16 protein-coding genes are annotated in these 18862 nt (G+C 71.7%); 1 reads left to right on the top strand and 15 read right to left on the bottom strand.

All coding sequences use genetic code 11. The features are described 5' to 3' along the window. Positions 1-236: 236 nt before the first annotated feature. The 15 genes from BMG523DRAFT_RS19330 to BMG523DRAFT_RS19260 all read right to left on the bottom strand — a co-directional run bounded on the left by BMG523DRAFT_RS19330 (position 237) and on the right by BMG523DRAFT_RS19260 (position 17802). On the bottom strand, positions 237-494 hold the full coding sequence (locus BMG523DRAFT_RS19330) for a hypothetical protein (RefSeq protein WP_043591875.1): 258 nt from the start codon (positions 492-494) through the stop codon (positions 237-239). 188 nt (positions 495-682) lie between these two features. Beyond that, a complete protein-coding gene (locus BMG523DRAFT_RS19325) occupies positions 683-1030 on the bottom strand; it encodes a hypothetical protein (RefSeq protein ID WP_043591873.1) in 348 nt (115 codons plus the stop codon). 69 nt (positions 1031-1099) lie between these two features. Next, positions 1100-1879 carry a hypothetical protein gene (locus BMG523DRAFT_RS19320; protein WP_043591871.1) on the bottom strand — a complete coding sequence of 260 codons (780 nt, stop codon included), beginning with the start codon at positions 1877-1879 and terminating at the stop codon, positions 1100-1102. Positions 1880-1945: 66 nt separating this feature from the next. After that, positions 1946-3796: a hypothetical protein gene (locus tag BMG523DRAFT_RS19315; RefSeq protein ID WP_043591870.1), complete on the bottom strand. Its 1851-nt coding sequence runs from the start codon at positions 3794-3796 to the stop codon at positions 1946-1948. Between the two features lie 85 nt (positions 3797-3881). Then, on the bottom strand, positions 3882-5237 hold the full coding sequence (locus tag BMG523DRAFT_RS19310; protein ID WP_235463249.1) for an AAA family ATPase: 1356 nt from the start codon (positions 5235-5237) through the stop codon (positions 3882-3884). A gap of 961 nt (positions 5238-6198) precedes the next feature. Next, positions 6199-6669, bottom strand: coding sequence for a C40 family peptidase (locus BMG523DRAFT_RS19305; protein WP_051623959.1), 471 nt, complete (start codon positions 6667-6669; stop codon positions 6199-6201). 62 nt (positions 6670-6731) lie between these two features. Further along, positions 6732-8111 (bottom strand): IS701 family transposase, encoded by a 1380-nt coding sequence (locus tag BMG523DRAFT_RS19300; protein WP_051623960.1) that lies wholly within the window; start codon positions 8109-8111, stop codon positions 6732-6734. After that, the gene (locus BMG523DRAFT_RS19295) at positions 8086-8700 is read right to left on the bottom strand and encodes a lytic transglycosylase domain-containing protein (protein WP_051623958.1); all 615 of its coding nucleotides are present in this window, start codon (positions 8698-8700) and stop codon (positions 8086-8088) included. The genes BMG523DRAFT_RS19300 and BMG523DRAFT_RS19295 overlap by 26 nt, the downstream gene beginning before the upstream one ends. Further along, positions 8697-9671: a replication-relaxation family protein gene (locus BMG523DRAFT_RS19290; RefSeq protein WP_051623957.1), complete on the bottom strand. Its 975-nt coding sequence runs from the start codon at positions 9669-9671 to the stop codon at positions 8697-8699. Before BMG523DRAFT_RS19290 ends, BMG523DRAFT_RS19295 begins: the two co-directional genes overlap by 4 nt. Next, positions 9668-12181, bottom strand: a complete 2514-nt coding sequence (locus BMG523DRAFT_RS19285) for a type IV secretory system conjugative DNA transfer family protein (RefSeq protein WP_051623956.1) — start codon at positions 12179-12181, stop codon at positions 9668-9670. Before BMG523DRAFT_RS19285 ends, BMG523DRAFT_RS19290 begins: the two co-directional genes overlap by 4 nt. A gap of 125 nt (positions 12182-12306) precedes the next feature. Further along, complete coding sequence (locus BMG523DRAFT_RS19280; protein ID WP_083494886.1) at positions 12307-14106, bottom strand: VirB4 family type IV secretion system protein; 1800 nt, start codon at positions 14104-14106, stop codon at positions 12307-12309. A gap of 47 nt (positions 14107-14153) precedes the next feature. Further along, positions 14154-15149, bottom strand: coding sequence for a PrgI family protein (locus tag BMG523DRAFT_RS19275; RefSeq protein ID WP_051623955.1), 996 nt, complete (start codon positions 15147-15149; stop codon positions 14154-14156). A gap of 117 nt (positions 15150-15266) precedes the next feature. Continuing rightward, complete coding sequence (locus BMG523DRAFT_RS19270) at positions 15267-16478, bottom strand: hypothetical protein (protein WP_051623954.1); 1212 nt, start codon at positions 16476-16478, stop codon at positions 15267-15269. Next, positions 16478-17182 (bottom strand): pilin, encoded by a 705-nt coding sequence (locus tag BMG523DRAFT_RS26685; RefSeq protein ID WP_235463246.1) that lies wholly within the window; start codon positions 17180-17182, stop codon positions 16478-16480. Before BMG523DRAFT_RS26685 ends, BMG523DRAFT_RS19270 begins: the two co-directional genes overlap by 1 nt. Before the next feature lie 8 nt (positions 17183-17190). Beyond that, complete coding sequence (locus BMG523DRAFT_RS19260; protein ID WP_083494883.1) at positions 17191-17802, bottom strand: hypothetical protein; 612 nt, start codon at positions 17800-17802, stop codon at positions 17191-17193. A gap of 704 nt (positions 17803-18506) precedes the next feature. On the opposite strand from BMG523DRAFT_RS19260, the gene BMG523DRAFT_RS19255 reads away from it, so the two are divergent. Further along, the gene (locus tag BMG523DRAFT_RS19255; protein WP_043591865.1) at positions 18507-18788 is read left to right on the top strand and encodes a hypothetical protein; all 282 of its coding nucleotides are present in this window, start codon (positions 18507-18509) and stop codon (positions 18786-18788) included. Positions 18789-18862 lie beyond the last annotated feature (74 nt).

The raw sequence follows: 18862 nt of genomic DNA, 5'->3' as shown, positions 1-18862 counted from the left end.
CAAACTAGCCGATCTTGACCCGCCGGCCGGCAACCAGCCGAACCATCAACAGGCAAGATCCGCAAGACACCCGCTCAACTGAGCTGAACAGCTACAGTGGTCCCCAAGTAGTCCAACATCACCCGTTACACCGCTAACTTGACAGCCCCTCCACCGATGAATTGCGGAGGGCGTGTGCGCCGGGGGCGGTCATGGGCGGGCCGTGGCCGCCCCCGTGGCGGATCGGTGGTCAGTCGTCAGAGGTGGTGTCGTCTATTCAGGGCGAGTTCCACGCGGAGGTTGTTGGCGCTGAGAAACACACGGCTGCCAAGATTGCTCACCGCTGCGGCGAAGGTGTTCGTCTCGAAGCCGGAGAGGCGGGCGATGGTGACCTGGCCGCCGGAGGTCACCTGCAGCATGAGTGCCGGGGTGGTGCCGAGCTCGGCGCGCAGGACTATCTCGCTGCCATCACGATTCGTCAGAACAATGCTGTCCGCATCCTGGTGCGCGATCATGGTCGTTTCTCCTTTTCGGTGGTGGGGCTGTCTGATGCGGGGCTGGCCGGGGGGTTATGGGGTGGTCGGGTCGGGTCGGGGCTGGTGGGTGGGGTGTCGCGGTCCGGGGACATGAGGGTCTCCTTCACGGGGAGGTGTAGGCGGCGTCGCGGGTAGGGTGGGCAGGTCGGGCTCGAGGCGGGCCTGACCTACCCGGTGTTCTGGTGGTGGGCGGCTTCAGATGTCCGGGTCGGTGGTGTCGTCGGCCCGGGTGTCGTAGGCGTCTGCGGCGGTCCAGGTGAACCGAAGGGCCGGTGGGGTGCCGTCGGGACCCTGAGCGGGTCGGACACGAAGTCGTCGGCCCTCCAGGCGGTGATGCACGCGGGGCACACGGTGACGGCGTGCGGTCGGTAGTTCCACAGTTTCGGGAGGCCGGCCTGCCCGGGTGCCGGGCAGCCGTCGGGGAAGTAGACGGCCATCTTGGTCAAGGCGAACGCGGCGGGACGATGCGGGTCGTCCGTGTCGCGCGACGCGATGAGGACGCGGTAGTTGGCCATGCCGGGGTTCTCCGTCGCGTGTGGTGGGGCGGGCAGGCCGGGCCCGGGGGGTCCGGCCTGCCCGGGGTGTTAGGGGGTGGGGTTGTGCGGGTGGGGGTTGGGGGTGAAGGCGAGGTTTCCGTCGGGCAGGTGGGCGGCGAGGATCGCTCCGCGGTGGAGGGCGTCGACGAGGCCGAGGTCGTAGGCGAGGTCGGGGTTCTGGCCGGCGGGATGGTCGCCCATGATGATCAGGCGGGCGGCGTCGTCGGCGGACAGGAGGCGGGCGCCGGGTGGCAGTGGCGGCAGGCCGGTGGCGGGGCGGGGGGTGGGGGTGGTGTGGCCGGCGGAGCGGGGAACGGTGGTGACGGCGGCGAGGTCGGTGCGGGGGCCGAGAACGTCATGGAAGGGGCCGCCGGTGGCGGGGTCGCGTGGGTGGAACTCGAGGCCGTGGCGGTCGAGGATGATCCGGCTGTGGTCGGTGGGATGGTCGGCGACGAAGACGTACGGGTCGGAGTAGCCGGCGAGGGGGAGCCAGGCCAGGCGGGTGAAGCCGGCGGCGCGCAGCAGGTGCAGCAGGTCGTGGCCGCCGTCGGCCAGCTGGGGCGCCGACTCGAGGGCGTAGATCATCGGGGTGGGGGTGGGGACGGGGAACGGGTTGCAGACGTCGGCGTGGTGGCGGTGGGTGGGTAGGCAGGTGGGGCAGACGGTGTTCTGGTGGGGTCCGGGGTATTGGCCGTCGCGGGCGGGCCAGCCCTCGAGGTCGTCGGGGCAGCCGTCGGGGAGGTAGGGCAGGGTGTAGCCGACCGCGGTGTCGGGGCCGGTGAGCTGGTGGTGGGGGTGGATTGCGACACGGTGGGTGGGCGGGTTCACGGGGCTCTCCTTCGCGGGTTCGGGTGGGGGGCGGCGGGCCGGGTGGCCGGCCCGCCGCCGGTGTGGTCAGGGGGTGGCGGTCAGGGCACGGACTGCGGCGCGGGCGATGTGGTCGGTGGTGTGGGCGGGGTCGGTGAGGGTGATGGTGTGGCTGGCGGTGAGGGGGGTGGCGAGGGTGCTGTCGGGGGTGATCCACAGGACGGCGCAGCCGTGGGCGCGCAGCCGGTCGAGACGCCGCTGGCCGTCGGGGCCTTGGCTACCTTTGAACCTGCCGTCGCTGACGACGACGAGCAGGCGGGCGGCGCCGGGAAGGGTGAGCTGGCAGGTGCCTTCGAGGGCGTCGACGGCGGCGCAGACGTCTTCGTAGCGGTCGTCGGAGTAGAACTCGGTGACCTGCTGGGGGGTCTGGCCGGGGAAGGTGAGGGGTCGGACGGCGTCGCCGAAGATGACGGTCGCAGCGGTGGTGTCGGGGATGTGACGGGCGGCGGCGGCGAAGATCCAGGCGGCGGAGGCGACGTGGTCGGCGAAGTAGCGCATGGTGCCGGAGACGTCGGTGGCGATCGCGATGCGCAGCGGTGGGGTGGGAGTGGCGCGGCGCACGGTGCGGGTGAACGGCTGGGCGGTCGGGATCGCACCGGCCGCGCGTTGGGCGTCGGCGGCGAGCGCGCCGCGCATGCGTAGCCGTCCGGGTGGGGTGGGTGAGGTGACGGTGGTGGCGGCTCGTTCGCGGTGACCGGCGGCGCGCAGCGCGCGGGCGAGGCGGCGGGCGGCAGCCTGCTCGGCTGGGGTCGGGTCGCGTCTGCGGGCAATCTTGGTGCGTTGCGATTGGGGGTGCCGGGTGCCGTTGGGGTTGGAGAAGACGTCTTTGGCGGCCTTCGCAGCGCTGCGGCGGGCGGCGGTTTCCTCGGCGCGGGCGGCGGTCTTCGCCGCATTGGCCATGCTGGTAGCGGTGGAGGCGGTGACGGCGTCGAGGACCTCGCCGATCGCGCTGCCCAGCGGGGAGGGTGTGCTGCCCGGGGCGGAGGGTCCGCTGCTCGAATTGGTCTGGGACGCGCCTGCGCCTGTGGCTGCGCTGGGGTGGGGCTGCGGGGGCTGAGTGGGATCGATGCCGAGGATGGCGCACCACCGCTCCCCGAGGCGGATCATTGCGGTGGCGTCGTAGTCGCTGGTCTTCTGCGCTTCCAGCCACACGCTGCGTAGCTCGGCGAGACGGTCCGGGCCGAGCACCGTGACGGCGGTGGCGTGCAGTGGGTCGGTTTCGGTGTGGGTGAGGACTCCCGCGTCGACCCGAGCCAGCAGGAGTCCGCTGGTGTGACCGGCCTCGGCGACGGTCATCGCGACCGGGGGTGCGACGGGCACGGTGGTCACGGGAGCCGACGGGGGCGAGGTGGCGGTGGCCGTGGCGGGAGCCGGCGGTGTGGCGGGGGGCGGGGGGCTGGTGGGGGTGAGTTGGGCGGTGACGATGGTGGTGACGCAGGCCCGTAGCCAGTCCCGGTCGTCGGGCCGGCGGGTGAGCTGGCGTGCTTCGATGCGGGACTCCTCGAGCAGCATCGCCGCGTCGATGACCGCGGGTGGGGTGCCCGGAGGGGGTGTCCACCGGCTGTGGCGGGCGTGGGCGGCTTCGTGGATCAGCGCGCCCCACATGGGGGCGTAGCGGTACCGGTCGGCGAGGCGGGAGGGATCGAGGGTGGCGGGATCGAGGGAACCGAGCAGCGCTCCGTCGATTTCGACGGTGGCCTGGTTGAACAGGAAGCAGGCGGGTGAGCCGTGACCGGCCCCCGGGGCGCAGGTGACGACGAGATCGTTGCGGTCGGCGAGGGCGGGCACTTCCGCGGTGAGGCGGGCGGACAGGGTGAGCCAGGGGCCCTGCGGGACGATGGGCGTCAGGGTGGGGTCGGCGAGCTGGTGACCGGACATGACCGTCCTTCACGGTGGCAGGTGGGGGTGGGGGCCGCCCGGCGGGGGGAGTTCCCGCCGGGCGGCCTGCGGGATCGGGGATCGGTCAGGACCTTCGGATGATCTGCGCGCCGAGGCTCAGCGGGCTGATCGTTTGGCCGTAGACCTGGGCTGCGACCGCGGCGACGACGTCGCGGTCCTCCGAGGGGGCGGCACCGACGAGGTTCGCGATCGCGAACGCGTCGTCCACCGCCCCCGCGATCTTCTGGTAGGCGAGGAGTTCCCGGAGCTGGGGCGCCCAGCCGATCTCCCCCGCGGCGCGTTTCGTGGCGAGGTTGCGGCTGACCTGGATCGCCTTCGGGCTGACCCCGAGACTCTCGGCGATCTTGTAGTCGGAGGAGACCTCGATCTGCACGGAGAACCGAGACGACAGGGCCTCCGTGAGGATGGCTCCATGCACACCCGGGTTGTGGCCCGCGATCACGTAGAACCCGGGCGCCGCTTTGATCGTCTCGCCTTTGTGCGCCTTGACGATGATCTCCCCGCGGCCGTCCATCGCGGGATAGACGACCGCGAGCACCGCCGGAGAGATCAGGGTGGCATCGTCGATGAACAGGCAGCGGCCCTGGAGCATCGCCTCGACCAGCGGCCCGTAGACGAAGGTGTAGCCACCTCCCGGGGACTGGGTGTACTCCCCAACAAGATCACCGACGGTGGTGTCACCATCACCCGCAATGGTGATCAGATCGCCGTGGGCGGCCTCGACCAGGCTGGTCTTGCCGGTCCCCGGGGGCCCGTAGAGCAGGACCGGCACGTTCGCCTCCCGCAACCTACGCAAGATCTCCACGTCGGGGAGACCGGCGAGGGTCCGCGGCCGGTAGACCTGCCCGGACGGGCGGACCACCCCGCCGTCCGGCCGCGTCGGAGGGATCTTCGGTGGTGCCGGAGGGGCCGCAGGTGCGGCCGGCTTCGGTGCGGCCGGCCGTGCCGGGCGCGGCGCACGGGGCGCGGGGGTGGCCACGGCCATCGTGGCGATCGCCTCCCGGGTCGTCGCCGTCGCGCGGAACGTCTTCGGTTTCGCGTTGACGAGCTGGGCGTGGCCGAGGGCCAGGAGGTACTCGCAGGCGTTGAGGACCGCGCCGGAGGACCGGCCGCTGAGCGCGATCCCGATCTCCGTGGGAGTCCAGGCCCGATACGGATGGTCGGCGAGGTACTGGGTGACCTGACGGCGCAGCGCTCCCGGTGGAAGCCGGTCCGACACCATCGATGCGGCGGCGGGTGTGGGGGCGGGAGTCTCTGGCTCGGGTGTCGGGGGGATGGTCACGGACGGCTCCGGCGGGGACGCGGTGTCGGACAGGCGGATCTCGGGGACCCACGGCGTGACCGCCGGGGCCGGCTGCGGGGTGTGCGGGCGGGGCCCGTCCTGGGCGACGGCCTGCGGCACGGTCAGGGGCGCGGACATGCGCGAACTCCTCGGCCAACCAAAACAATGGGGGGTGTGTGATACGCACCGCCGGACGGTTGTGTGTTTCCGGCGTCCCGCCGGAATCCGCATGCCGCGGGAATCCGTTCGGGTGCGACGTCCGCCTGGGATAAACCATATCCTTCGACTTCCGGATTCGGCAACCGTTTTTCCATGACTCTTTTCGGTTTCCCGATTTCCGGTCCGGTTCCCCGGGCGGTCCGTATTTCGTTGTGGACCAACCATATCTAGACGGTTCGGCGATCAGCAACCCCATTTCCATGACTCTTTAGACGACATTCCTGAAAAGAGTCATGGAAAACGGGTTGCCGAATGGCCGCGGGCGAGATATCCGCGCACGCGCGCCGTAATGCGGTCGGAAAAGAGTCATGGAAAACGGATTGCCAATGCCGGTGCGCGGCGATATCATGAATCATTCCCACGGACGCAACGGAGGTGATCGGAATGGTGGAACGGACGGTCCCGCCCCGGCCGGTCTCCCGCACGTCGCGGCGCGGCCCGGCCGGGACGGCCTTCGGGGGGTGACCCTCACGCCCGGCGCACCAGCAGACGGCTGGTGACCACGGCCAACAAGGGCCAGACAAGGCACAGCGGAACGGAAGAAAACAAACGCCAGTGGCGGGTACACGGCCCCGGTGGAGGGCCAGGTGGCCCGCCGCTGGTGTTTTTTTCCTGCCAAGCCGGCGAGTCTGGGCGCCACCCGGAGGGGTCTACGGGCCGCTGGCCTGCGGTTTTGTGTGCTGATCCCCCCCTCCGGTTAAAGCCGGAGGGGCTTTTGGAGGGACTAAAGGAGCCCCTTTTGGAGGGGGGTCTGCCGCTACCCCTGGTCCTGACAGTTCGCCCGGCTCCGCTCTGCCCCCTCCGGCCGTCCCAGCCTGCACGATCCGCCTTTCCTCGAAGCCGGGTGGACATTCTTCAGAAGATAATTGCGGAGAGGTTTTTAGGTGTGGATGGGACGGGTGGCTCCACGGTAATTGTTCCACCGATAGTTTTCAACGCGTACGGGTGCACCTTTATGCGGGGCGTCAATCATTTGGTTTCCGCCGATGAAAATACCGACGTGGCTGATGGCCGTGGTGGAGGTTCCGAAGAACACCAGGTCCCCGGGCTGTAGGGGTGTTCCGGCGGGAAGGTGGGGTCCAGCGTCGAACTGGGCCTGGGCGACGCGGGGAAGGTGCACACCGGCGGCCTGGGCGGCGGCTTGGGTGAGCCCGGAACAGTCGAATCCGGCGTCTCCAGCGGTGGGGCCGTCACCGCCCCACTGGTAGGGCAGGCCGAGCTGGGCGGTGGCGTAGTCGACCGCTACCGCCGCAGCCTGCCCCGCGGGCTGCGGAATATCTCCGTCGTCTGCGTCGGTGTCGTCGCTGGTGTGGTCGGTGTAGCCCTCGGCGGTGCTGAGGACTCGTGCCACATATCCGCTGTCGTGGTTGTAGTACTACAGGAACAGTAATCTTGTTGTGGTACCAGGCGGAGTCAGGACGGCGTGGCGGGTGGCTGCGCGGCATCGATATGGCGAAGGAAGTGGTAGTGGCGGGCGGTCGCCTGATGACGTCGGCGCCACTCGGACCACCAAGCGATGAGCGCGGCGGGGAGATTCGCCTCGCGTAGCAGTGCGGTGAGATGGCGGATCTCGTTGAGGCTGAACGGGACCATCATGTTCCTGTTCGGGATTATCTGGCGAGTGATAGGGATCCCGCCGTCGACGCGCTGGTATCCGACCGCGATGGTCGCCCCTGTTTCAGGTGGCTGCCAGTCGGCGCGGCTTCTCGCCGCGGTGACAGCGAGCCAGGCATGGGCGAGCATCGCGAGAGTGATGTGCCGGTACCAGGCGTGGTAGAGCCGGACCTGGTAGTGGTCGAGGCCGACCTCGTTCTTACCCGACTGGAAACATTCCTCGATTCCCCAGCGGCGACCTGCGACAGTGACCAGGGTCGCGAGCGGAACCGGCATCGGACTGTGCGTCAAAAAGAACGCGAGCTCGCGTTTCTGGTCTCGGCCGCGGCGGATGAGAACCTGCCGAACCCGGTTCTCGAAACCCGCACGGTCGGTCGTGTCGACCAACGCCCAGTCGTAGAGTCGTGGGCCTTTCGATCCGTGAGCGGCCGAGTAGGTCTCCCACGCTTCCACCGGGACGAGCGCGGCGAGCGCGTCGACGCGGCAGCGACCGACAGCCGTGCTCACCTCCGCGTCGCACCGGACCCCGAACACGAAGCCGATCTGGTGTTCTTCCAGCCAGTCCCGCAGTTCCGGATCGGCGCCGTAGGCCTCGTCACCGGCGACCCAGCGCAACGTCCGGCAGGTCAGCCAGAACCGGCGGATCATGTCCAGGGCCAGCAAGGGCTTCGTCGCGAACCCGACCCGCCGCGGTACCCCTGCCACCTCACACCGCGCCCGGTCGTCGGTCCAGCTCACCGGAAGGTAAAGCTCACGGTCGACGAAAGCCCGGCCCTTCCCCGAGACATAGGCGGCGAAAACACCGATCTGGCAGTTCTCGACACGGCCCGCCGTGCCGGAGTACTGCCGCTGAACCCCAGCCGAGCGGTTACCTTTCTTCAGGAACCCCGTCTCGTCCACGACCAAAACCCCGTCCGGCTCGGCCAGGTTCTCGGCCACATATCCCGCGACCACGTTACGCACCGCGTCCGCGTTCCAGGAATACTCGTTCAACAACCGCTTCATCTTCTGCGGCCCCGCGTCCCCGTTGAACTCCGCGAGCGTCCATCCGTTCTTCCGTTCCGTCCGGGACAACAGGCCCGCCACATACGCCCGTGCCTGCGCCCTGGGCTGCTCGTTCGGGAAACAGCCCGCGACCCGACCGAACAGTTCCTCAAGTCCTGCCTCCCACACCGACACGTCCACCCCGGGTATGCTTCCGGCCACGGTCACCGCGGCGCCTTCGCTGATTCTCACAAAACCACGGAGAACCACGCGGTGGCCGCTCTACACCTCCCACCGCGCCGCCGTCCCGAGAAGAGACCACACGGCGATCACTGTTCCTGTAGTAGTAGGCGAATATCGCTTTGGAAATATCGGCGCCGTCGCGGGCGCCGGAGGCGCACAGGTAGGCGGCGGCGGTGAATACCGCGTCGGCGGGGTCGTTGATGTCCGCCCCGCCGCCGTCGGCGTCGACGGCGAAGGCGGCGAACGTGGCGGGCAGGAACTGCATCGGGCCTTGCGCTCCGGCGTCCGAGGTCCAGTCGGGGTTGCGGCCGTGGTCGGTCTCGGTCTTGCCGATGGCAGCGAGGATGATCCAGGGCAGCCCGGGGCAGGTCGCGGCCGCGGCAACGTAGAGCTCCTGGTAGCCGGCGGGGATGTCCTCGGTGGCGCGCTGGCTGGGCGGGTCGCCGAGGGAACTGATGCTGCTGAGGACCCCGGCGGCGGCGCCCAGGAGGAGCACGATCAGGCCGAGTACGAGTGCGCCGGTGGCGGCCAGCGGCTTCACCGGCCCTGCCGCAGGAGCGGCGGGCGGGGTTCGGGAGCCGGGTCCGGGTCGTCCGTGCCGCCACCGGGTGGGCCGGGGTCGAGGGGCCGTGCGGGGTGCAGGGGGGTGCCGTAGCGGCGGGCCAGCCCGTCCAGATCGACCCGGCTGGTGGCGTGCAGGGGCAGCCAGACGGCGCGGGTGGGAGCGAGGTCGTCGTCGTCGTCGGCGTCGGGGGCGGTCAGCGGGCCGGGGGCGGCGGTGATGACCGTGACCCCGGGCGGGCTGGTGCGCAGCGCCGCGCGCAGGTTCGTCTCCCGGCGGGCGCTGGGCAGCCAGATCAGCAGCGGTGTGACGATCCCGCTGCTTTCGGCGAGGCGGCTGTAGGCGGGGAGTTTCCCGAGCACGCGGGTGAGGGGTTCGGTACCACGGTCAACCTCGATCATGACGTCGAGGCGGCGTAGGCCGGCGACCCACACCCCGTAGCCGTCGGGACACACGATCCGCCCCCAGACCTCAGCGGCGCGCCGTTCGGACCACCAGGCGACCAGCCCCGTGCCTTCGGGCCGGCGGCGGGTGGCGTGCACCAGCGCGGAGCACAGGCTGTTGACGGCGACGAGGTGCGCGAGGCGGACGCCGTGGGCCAGCGCATGGAGGCGGTCACGCCGGTAGCCGAGGTCACGGACGCTGATGCCGCGTTCAGCAGCGAGGATCGCCGCCCCGGCAGTGCCGAGGATGTAGTGCAGGGGGGCGGCGACGAGGCTGTAGTTCGGATGGACACGGTCCACAACCCCGAGGCGGTGCAGGGTCGCCAGCCGCATCCGGGTCTGCCGTTCCCCGTCGAAACACAGCCGGGTGATGTGCCGCCGGGTCAGCACCTGATGTTCGTGGAGCATCGCGAGCAGCCAGCGGTCGCGGGGGGTGAGCCGGCCGGCGAGTTCGAGGATCAACGCGTCCTGCGAACGGGAGGAGGGCCGGCGGGCGGGGGGTGTCATGCCGGGCTCCCTTCAGGCCGGCCAGGGCGGGGTCGGGGTTCGTGGAGGCCGGCCGTGGCGGTGGGGGTGGTGTGGCGGCGTGCCGCCGCGCGCAGCACCGCAGCCCGTCCGGGGACGGCGGCGGGCAGAGGGCGGGTGCGCAGGGTGAAGGCGGCGCTGTCCTCGCCGTTCACGATGAGGCGGGTCGCGGCAGTGAATGCCGGGAGGCGGGCGAGGTCGTGGTGGGACAGCACCGGGGTGACGTGGCGGGCGAGCTCCGCGGCGTCCCGTGGGCTGACGGCGAAGAACACCTTGCTGCGGGCGTTGGTGGACAGGGCGTCGGCGAGGTCGCCGGGCAGCTGGCGGAGGTGCTGGTGGGCGAGCACCATGGACAGCCGGTAGCCGCGGGCCTCGGCGAGCATGTCCTCGATCGCGCCCGGCAAGGTGAGAAAGTTCTGGCATTCGTCGAGGTAGGCGGCGCAGTCGCGGCGTCGGGCGGGGGGAAGGGCGGCGCGGCGCAGAGCGGCCTGCCAGACTTTCGCGAGCACGATCGAGCCGATGATCTGCGCGCCGTCTTCGCCGATCGCGCCTTTGGGGACGCGGACGAGGAGGATCCCGCCGCGGTCCAGGATCGCCGACACGTCAATTGTGGACGGCCCGCTGGCGAGACAGTCCCGGGCGAAGCCGCGCAACAACAACGCGCGGAGCTTGTTCATCAACGGCCCGGTTGCGGCGGCACGTGCCCCGTCGGACAGCTCTGCGTACCAGGTCCAGAAGCCGGCGAGGATCGGATCGGAGACGCGGGCAGCGGCGGCCCGGCGGGCGCGGGGGTCGACCAGGACATCGACGACGTCGACCAAGGTCGGTGCGGGCTGGCTGGCGCGGCGGCCCGAGAGCAGGGTTAGGCAGGTGGAGCGCAGCAGGTCGTCGGTGCGGGGGCCCCAGCTGTCCGCCCAGATCCGCCGGAAGATTCCCACCAGCTGATCGGTGGCCAGCCCGGGGTCGCGGCCGTCGAGGATGTTGAGGACCGGCGGCGGCGCGGCGTCGTCGGGGTCGAGGAGCACGAGCCGGTCGGCGGACTCGGCGGGCAGCCGGTCGAGCAGGTCACCGACGAGGTCGCCCTTGGGGTCGATGACGACGACACCGCGGCCAGCGGTCGCATCGTCGAGGATCATGTTCGCGAGCAGGGTTGACTTGCCGGAGCCGGTGGCGCCGAGAATGTGCAGGTGGTGGCGGGCGGCGGGCACGTCGATGCCGATGTCGCGGCGCCGCCCGGCCTCGGTACGTCCGAGGGTCTTCACGCCGGGTCCGGCGTCGGGGATGCCAGCGGGGGGTGCGACGGCGGCAGCACCGGCCCGCGCGAGCCCGGGTACCGCGGTGTCCACGGGGAGGTGCGCGAGGGCGGCGAGTTCGTCGATGCTGACCAGATCGCCGCGGCGTAGCCGCCGCTCGCCGAGCAGCCGGGGCGGGTCCGGCAGTTTGAGCCGGCGGAGATGGTTGTGGCCGGCGTAGACCGCATAGGCCGTGGCCAGCGCGTGCGCCCGGCCCCGGAGCGCGGCCCACGTGCGCGTCGTCTGGGCGGGGTCTGCGGGGGTGGGGCGGGCGGCGGTGTAGGCGACGCGGACCTCGAACCGCGGCCCGAGCGCCTTCTGGGCGATGGCGCGGGACTCGGCCGACTCCTCCGGGGGTGTCGGGCCAGGCCGGCGGGCAGTGCCGGACGGGGTGGTGCTGTGAGGGCTGATCAGGTCGAGCAGGCGGGCCCACGGCTGCGCGTGGGGGGCCTGGCCGCGGTGACGGGCGGCAGCGCGGCGTGCTTGGGCGAGACGGCGGCCGGTGACCGGACGGGCGAGGACCTGCACGACCGCGGTCTCGTCGTCGTCCAACTCCCCGGCCGCCCCCAACAGAGCGCGTACCGGATCGCCGGGCGGTGTCGCGTGCAGCGGGAGGACGTCGGTGCGAGCGAGGCGCAACACCCCGCCCTCGGCCAGCGGCCCACCAACGGCGCCCCTCGGGGTGGAATCGGTGGGGTGCAGGGGATGGAGGGCGGGACGGCGGGTGGTGGTACGGGCGCCGGGCCAAGCGGCCTGCACCGCCCGCTCCACCAGCCCCGGCGGTACCGCCCCGGGCACCCAGAGACGAAACGCGGTACCTGCCCGCCGGGCGACGATCTCGAAGCCCAAATGCGGCTGTCCGTGTAGGAGCCGGGGCCAGAAGGGTCGGAGCAGCCCGCTCATCTGCCCCCAAAACGCCGCTGCCGCATCGGGGCTGACCTCCGGGGGCATCAGGATCTCCACGGTGCGGGCGTCTGCGACGAGCCCAGCGTCCCGGCCGGCCCAAAAGCGCCGCCGGACCAGCGCGGCGGCGAGGGTGAGCACGGCCAGGGGCAGGCCGACGGGCAGACCCCACACGGCGAGGAGATGGGCGAGGGCATGCCCCACCCCGGCCGGGCCGATCAGCCAGCCACCCGGCGCAGGCAGCGCAGGCGGAGGCGGGGCAGGCGGAGGCGGGGGCGGGGACAGCGGCAACGTCATGAACCACTCCAAGGAGGCATCAGCGTCTGGCGCCGGACAGCGACCGCCGCGCGGCACGTCCAGGCACGCAGAGGAGGAACAGCCCCACCCGAAGGGCGGGCATGGACGGGGACCGGTGGTGCTGGTCAGAGCGGGTCGGCGTCGTCGGCCGGCGCGAGGCCACCGCGGGCCGTGCCCTCCTGGGCGTCGAGGCCGGGGGTGGTGGGCTGCGGGGCGCGGCGGGCGACGTCGACCGGATCTGTGGTGATCAGTTCGTGTTCCCGTGGGGATGCCTGCGCGCGGAACAGCGCCCGATACGCGCCGGTGACGAGCAGCGCGTCGCCGGGCCGGGCGGCGAGCAGCGCCGCGATCTCTCCGTCGGTGAGGCCGAACGCCGCGCGCACCGCCGGGGCGGCGGAGCTGTCCTGGCGCAGGAGCAGCTTCGTCCCGGCGTTCGCAATGATCGCCCGCCCCTGGTCGGTGGCGAGCAGGTCGCCTGTGTCCTGGGTGACAAGAGCGAGGCCGGCCCACCATTTACGGGCTGCTTTCGCCAACCGGTGCAGGAACCGGGCGCCGATCGGGTGGGCCATGAGCAGCCAGGCTTCGTCGACGACCACGAGACGTCGGCGGCGCCGCGTCGGGTCGGCGACCTGCCGCCAGATCGCGTCCAACACCAGCAGGATCCCGGCCGCCCGCAGCTCGTCGGGGAGGGCACGCAGCCCGTGGACCACCAGATGCCCCGACGGCTGGGAGGTGGTGGGTCCGTCGAACAGCCCCCGGTGCGACCCGGTCACGAACGGGGCGAGCAGGCCGGCGAGCGGCTGGCCGTCGGGGTCGGCGTCCAAGGCGGCGGCGATGTCGGCGAGCAGCGGCGCCGGCCGATCCCACGTGGCCGGATCCTGGCTGATCCCGGCCTGGGCGTAGGCGGCGAGTAGCGCCCGGTCCAACGCCGCCCGTCCGGCCGGGTCGTCGACGGGAGAGGCGATCAGCGTGGACAGGAGAGTGTGGGCGAACAGGATCCTGCGGGTGAGCAGCTCCGGGTCACCGCGGCCGTGAGCAGGCAGGTCGAACGGGTTGAGACGCACCCCGGGCGCGCCGAGAGACAGCCGGCTACCGCCGACGGCGGCGGCCAGCGGCGCGTACTCGTCTTCCGGATCCACCACGTGCACCTCGACGTCCTGGTAGAGGCTGCGCAGCACGTCGAGTTTCGTCAGATACGACTTTCCGGCACCGGAGGCGGCCAGCGTGACCGAGTTGTAGTTCGCCGCCGCCCACCGGTCATGCGCCACCACCCCCGTCGAGGACAGGTTCGGCCCGTAGACGACGGGGCCGGCGCCGTCGCGGTACGGATCGGGCAGCGGCATGTCGGGGCTGGTGAACGGGAACGCGGCGGCCAGGGCGGGGGTGTCCATCGTGCGGGTCTGACCGAGCAGATCCACACCGAGGGGCAGCGTCGTCGCCCAGCCGGGCAGCATCCGGTAGCGGGCGGGCTGCACGGCCAGCAGCAGGCTGTGCGCGAGCGCGGTCACCCGCTCGACTTCTTCGCCCAGCGCGGCGGGGTGCTCGGCGTAGACCGTCAGATACACCCCGACTGCGAACAGGCGGGCCTCGCCGCGGGCGAGGCGGCTGGCAAGGTCAGCGGCGTCGTCAGCGGCCGTGTCGACCTCGGGATCGTCGAGCCGTCCGGCCGCGGCGGACAGGCGCCGACCGGACTCCAGGCGGCCCCGCTGGTGGCGCAATCGCATCGCGGCCAGGGCAGGCGGCGTCGGGCGCAGGTGCAGCGCCACGTCGAGGCGACCGGGGTAGGCGAGCAGCGGTTCGAGCCAGCCAGTCCCCACCTCTCGGGGGTAGCCGGTGACCAGCAGCGTCGCCGCGCACAGCCCACCGACCTGCAGATGGTCGGCGTCCACACGCAGGCTGGGGGTGAACAGGGCCGGGCCGACCATGCGGGCGGCCTGCGCCTGCCGGCGCCGACGCGCCCCTGCGCGGCGGTTCACCGGCCCGCCCCGGACGCGGGCACGGTGCCGGCGGCGTGGACGGTGCCGGAGGCGTGCATGCCGTCGGGGGGTGGGGGCAGGTCGGGATGGGCGGCAGCGGCCAGCAGACGCGACAGCGCCGCGGCGTCGAGGGGGCGCACGCGCAGCCCTGCGGTGGCCAGCAGCCCGGCGGCTTCCTCGATCTGCCGTGCCGCGCGGCCCGCGGCGGCGTCCCGCCCGGCCCGGCCGGGCTGGCGCGGCTGGGTGGCAGTGAGCAGGATCTGCCGTTCCCGCAACGCCCGCCCGGCCGCCATCTGAGCCAGAAAGTCGGCATGCTCGGCCGCGGCCTGGGCGAGCGCGGGATGCGCCAACCGGCCGGCCCGCGCACCCAGCACCTCGAGATGCCCGGCGAGGTCGACGGGTACCGCGCGGACGGTGATCTGCAGGGTGCCAGACGCGGCGTTGAGCATCCGAGCGAAGGCGATGATCTTCGCGGCCCGCTCCTCCTCCGTAGCGATCATAATGTTGGTGGTGTCGACCTCGGCGATCACCGCGACCGCGGTGTGCAGGTCCACCACCCCGGCCGCCTCGCCGTGTCGGCCGGCGTCGACTCCCGCAGCCAGCGGCCGGGCGGGTGCGGGTGGCTGCTGGGCGGCGGCCACATCGGGTACCCAGCCCGGCAGGCCGGCCGGGCCGCCGGGTGGGGCGGGGGCCTGGACGTGGGGGGTGCGTCGGTGGGTGAACGCGGCGGCGGCGTAGCGGTCGAGGGGCAGGCCGGCACGCCGTCCCAGCGCGAGCGCGGCACCGCCGCCGACCGGGGGCAGGCACAGCAGGATCAGCAGCGGGGTCGGCAGATACGGCCGGGCGGTCCAGAACACCGCCGCGGCGAGCAGCAGCGGCGGGACGAGCACCGTCAGCTGGCGGGCGGTCAACCCGGCGAGGATCTGATCCGGCCGGTCGACATCCGCGGGAATCCGGGTCCGACCCGGGACGACCGGCGACGACGGCGACATGACATCACTCCCAGTCAGCACAAGGGGGGAAGGAGAACGGGACGGTGAAAGACACGGGCTGTCCGCGGCGGGTTCTCGACACGGCGGGAGACCGACAGCCCGGTCAGAGGGACACGCTCAGATGTGGATGCCGGCAGCGGTCAGCGCGCGGCGCAGCAGCCGGTAGCGCACCAGCGTCACCACCGCGGACGGCCCGCCGGTGCTACGCAGCACCATCCGGATGATCCAGCTCTCCAGCCGCAAGGCGAGCACGAACAGGGCGCAGCACAGCAGAATGTTGAGCAGGCTGCTGTTGTTCGGCGCCAGCGCATGGCCGGAGTCGGCGAGCAGCACCCGCAGGCCGACCAGCAGGAGCAGCGCATGAGCGACCTGGACGGCCAGGCAGCCGACCAGCGCCCGCCCCCACAGTGTCGCCAGCCCGGCGGTCTGCGGAAGCCCATGCCAGATCAGCAGCAGCGGGGCGGCGACCGCGAGCAGCATCAGCACCAGCAGCCGCACCGCCCAGCCCACGATGAGGGCGATGGCCATCACCGCGACGCACAACACGATGAGGACCACGAAGGGCGCGACCCTGCTGACGCTCAGGGTCGTAGTGAGCGTGGAACCGATCCCCTCCGCGGTGATCTTCTGCTTGGTGAGAGCGTTCGAGATCCCGTTGGACAGGCCGATCGCGAGGCTCATCAGCGGCAGGCTCAGGTGCGCGAGCACAAAGGCGACGATCATGCGGGGGGCGAGGTCCTTCGCCACAGCCCGGGTCTGCAGCGTGTCATAACCCATGACCAGCAGCCCACCGGCAGTCAGGATGAGCAGCATCAGGCTGTCCGCGATCGCCAGGCTGTCCCACCACATCTGACGGATCGCCGGGCGGGTGGTGACATCCTCGGTCGACAGCACGGTGGCGCCGAGGAGTTTCATCACCGGGGCCAGCGCGCCTTCGACGAGGTTCGCCAGCCACGTATTGATCGCGTCGGCGATCTTTCCGGGGATGTCGGTGAGTCCCCGCAGAAACCCGGGGATGAGACTGGGCCCGCTGTCGTGCGGGTCAGGTGTGTGCGGCGCCGGGCCGGGCGACGGCTGCGGGGTCGACGCTGGCGGGCTGGCCGGGACCGGTTCGGGCAGCGGACTGGCCGCGGGAGCCGCCGGTGCCGGGCTGGCTGCCGGGGGTGCTGGCAGCGGGCTGGCCGCTGGGGGCGGCGGGGCGGGAGAAGGAGTGGCCGCGAGCGCCGGGGACGCCGCGCCGACCAGAAGGCCGGCTATGGCTGCTACCAGGACCGTCCGCCGCGCTACCCGACCGCCGGCTCGGATTCCGCGCGCTCGCGGCCGGCCCATCAGCCGCCGACCACCGATCGCAGCGCGGTCAGCAGGATCGGGGCGAGGATCGCTAGCGCGTAGCCGACACCGGCGGACTTGAACGCCCCCTTCGCCCGTTCGACCTCCGCCGGATCCCCGTTCGCCCCCATGTACCGCAGCCCACCGAGACTGAAAAACAGCGTCGCGACCCCGGCAAGAATGCCGATCAACCAGTTCCTGATATTCGTGATCACCTGGTTGAGGTCCGTCACTGCCGGCACCGGTGCCGGCGGCGGCGCTCCCGGCACGGGAGCGGCCATGACCACCCCGCGGGACAGCAGCACGCCGGCGACCGCGGCGAGCACCACGAGCACCACGAGGGCCGCCCGCCCGCGCCGGGCCGGGCCGCAGTGTGCCGGCAGCCGGCCATCGGCCCGCTCCTCACCATCAAGGGTCGTCAGCGCCAGGGCGACAGCCCCGCCGACGGCGAGTTGGACCAGCCCCGCCGCCCCCCACACCCGCAGCGGCGGCACGGGCACACCCACCCGCCCCGCGAGCGTGGACACGACCACCACCCCGCCGACCGCCGCCGCGGCGACGACCACCCCCACCAGGCCCTCGACCAGCCGCCGGACCCAGCCCGGCGCGGCGTCGTACACCCGGCCGACGGCGACCATGATCCACACGGCACGGCGGCGGACGGCGTCGAGGACACCGGCGACAGCCAGCACCGGACGCGACACCGGCCGGCTCATCGGCCCGCTCCCGGCTGCCGCGGACCCACCCGGCTGGACAGCACCGCGTGCAGCAGCCGCTCCTCCGCCGCGGCGAGCCGCAACGCCCACTCCTCACCCGGCGTCACCGTCGCCGCCGACAGCACCGCCGGGGTCGTGCCCGCCAGCCGCGCCGCCCTGATCAGCTCCGCCTCCGCGTGGGTGAGCGCCCCGACGCGGACCGCCTGCGCGAGCAGCCGCCGCAGCCCCACCCCCCAGGGCCGCGGCGGCAACGCCGCGGCCACCGGCACGCAGGTCCCGACCGGCAGCGACGGGCTGTGCAGGCATGCGTACGACACTCCCGCCCGGTAGGCACCCCACACCAGCCGGCTCTCCACCCGGACCGACGCCGGCCGGGCCCGCAACGCGGCGAGGAACCCGGTGAGCACCTCCGCATCGAGATCCGCCCGCATCCCCACACCGCCGGCCGCCAGCGTGCCGGCGACGTGGCGCAGCATCGGCAGCGCGATCCCTACCGCCGCCACCAGCCAGCCCTCGTCGCCCTGACGGCGTGCGACCTCCCGCCACACCGCCGCACGCACCGCCGCCGACGTCGCCGGCCCCGCGAGAAGAATCTGAAGCTCCCCCACACCGATGCACCGCGACGGCAATCCTGAATGCACCGTCCGGCCATCGAGCACACACCGGCCGCCTTCCGCGACCTCGACGAAAGCCGCCTTAGCAAGATCCAACGCCGTCGGCCCGCCGCTACTGTCCGCTCTGCCTCTCACTGGTCTCCCTCGCTCGTCGAAAAGCGTGCGAGACCAGAAACCCAGCCGGCCCTGGCAAAAACCCTGACACCGCTGACAGAAAACCTGACAGCAGCCGCTGAACAGCGGCGCAGCACGGTCCAGCCCGGACTGTCAGAAAGCCATCCCCACCAGCGGCCCGCCGCCTCGCCCCGGCTAGTACTACAGCAACAGTTGCTGTGATCAGCTGACGCGATAGTGCCGCGACCTGCGCATTTGCAATTGATCTTTGGTTCGGGCGGGTGTTTGTCCCGGCGTGTCGCAGCCGACACGCCGGGAGGTGTTGCTGTAGTACTAGGAAAAGACTGTCAGGACAGCGGCGTTCTTTCCGTTCTGACACCTCTGCCTGTCAGCGGATCCGCCAACACAATGTCAGAGTGGACGGCGCGCCAGGGCCGGATAGGAAAAGGGGGTGTCAGCGGCTTCGCCATGACTGTCAGGAAAAAAAGCAGAAGCCCGTGGTTCCCTGAAAACCGTTCCTCCCCGGGAAACACCGGCGAGGAGCACACCCGGCCATCGCGTATTTCCCTGAAGGAGACGCTGTCGTGCCATCCGTACCGGAGAACCCCTCCGCCGACCCGGTTCCGCTCACCGTGTGGACCACCCGCGCCGGTGACGGCGAGCATCTCCCCGGCGATATCCTCCGCCGCATCCTCGACACCTACAGCCGCCCCGGCGAGCTGGTCATCACCACCACAGACATCCTGACCGGTATCGCCGACATGTGCACCGCCACCGGCCGCCGCCACCGGACGGTGAACACCAGCAGCGACACGGACATCCCCGGTTGGATTCTTACCAGCCGCGTAGCTGTTCAGCTCAGTTGAGCGGGTGTCTTGCGGATCTTGCCTGTTGATGGTTCGGCTGGTTGCCGGCCGGCGGGTCAAGATCGGCTAGTTTG

This window comes from Frankia sp. BMG5.23 (assembly GCF_000685765.2).
GTDB classification, from domain to species: domain Bacteria; phylum Actinomycetota; class Actinomycetes; order Frankiales; family Frankiaceae; genus Frankia; species Frankia casuarinae.
The sequence above is the reverse complement of the archived record's forward strand: the minus strand, read 5'-3'. Positions and strand labels throughout refer to the sequence as shown.